The 1,212-nt window shown below is 67.4% G+C and carries 1 protein-coding gene; it reads left to right on the top strand.

Annotation, left to right across the window (positions count from 1 at the left end):
• Positions 1-50 precede the first annotated feature (50 nt).
• The gene (locus AC1VAN_RS22405; RefSeq protein ID WP_025877696.1) at positions 51-923 is read left to right on the top strand and encodes a DMT family transporter; all 873 of its coding nucleotides are present in this window, start codon (positions 51-53) and stop codon (positions 921-923) included.
• Positions 924-1,212: the final 289 nt, after the last annotated feature.

Genomic DNA, 1,212 nt, shown 5'->3' on the forward strand with positions numbered 1-1,212 from the left:
GGCCGGAACAGCGGCCGGAACAGCGCCACGATGACGAACGGACAGAGCATATGAATGCGATACCCCAAGCGACCGAGCGTGATTGGCGCACACCGCTGGAATTGACCCTGCTCGGCGCGATCTGGGGCTGCTCGTTCCTGTTCATGCGGGTGGCGGTGCCTTCATTCGGGCCGTTCGCCCTGGTCGAGGTACGGCTGGTGCTGGGCGCACTGGTGTTGCTGCCGTTCCTGTGGCGCGCACGCGCGCAGTTCCCACCGCGCCGCTGGTTGTGGTTGGCGCCGATCGGCCTGGTCAATTCGGCGTTGCCGTTCGTGCTGTTCGCTTACGCCGCAGAGCGTGCGCCGGCGGCCATCGGTGCGATCTGCAATGCGATGACGGTGCTGTTTGCCGCACTGATCGCCTTCCTGTTCTTCGGCGAGAAGATCGGGGTGCGCCGTGCCGGCGCGCTGCTGGTGGGGTTTGCCGGCGTGGTGGTGCTGGCCACGGCCAAGATCTCGGGGCTGAGCATCGGCACGGCCGTACTGGCCGGTGCCGCCGCCTCGCTGCTGTACGGCCTGGGCGTGAACCTGGTGAAGCGGCACATGACCGGTCTGCCTTCGGCWGCGGCCGCCGCTGCCACGTTGTCGTGCGCCTCATTGTGGTTGTTGCCGATGGCGCTCACGCATCTGCCGCAGGGTCCGATTCCGGGCAAGGCATGGGGCGCGGCGATCGCGCTGGGCGTGGTCTGCACCGGATTCGCCTTCCTGATGTTCTATCGCCTGATCGGCCGCATCGGCCCGTCGCGCGCGTCAACGGTGACCTATCTGGTTCCGCTGTTCGGCGCTGCGTTCGCCTGGTTGTTCCTGGGCGAGCCGGTGACGCTGCAGATGCTGATTGCGGGTGCGTTGATTCTCGGTAGCGTGGCGGTGAGTCAGAAGGGCTGACGGCGCCGACGCAGCGTCGTCCGACACACTGGTAGTGCCGGGCGCTGCCCGGCAGCCTTTTCCCGCGCCTGCGGGGAGGCGTCACTTTCTTTGCTCGTGCAAAGAAAGTAACCAAAGAAACACGCCGCCAGGTCGCGAGCCGGTGCTGCGCACCGGTGCCCTGCGCTCCTCGGCCCGTCGAGGGGCGGCGCGCAGAAGTCAGCCGACTAACAGTCGGCTCTACAGGACATCGGCGCCTCTTCGCCCTCGCCGGACCTGCGGTGCTCGGCTCGCTCAAGGCGGACCCAGA

It is taken from the genome of Stenotrophomonas sp. 05L44_2 (assembly GCF_056665995.1).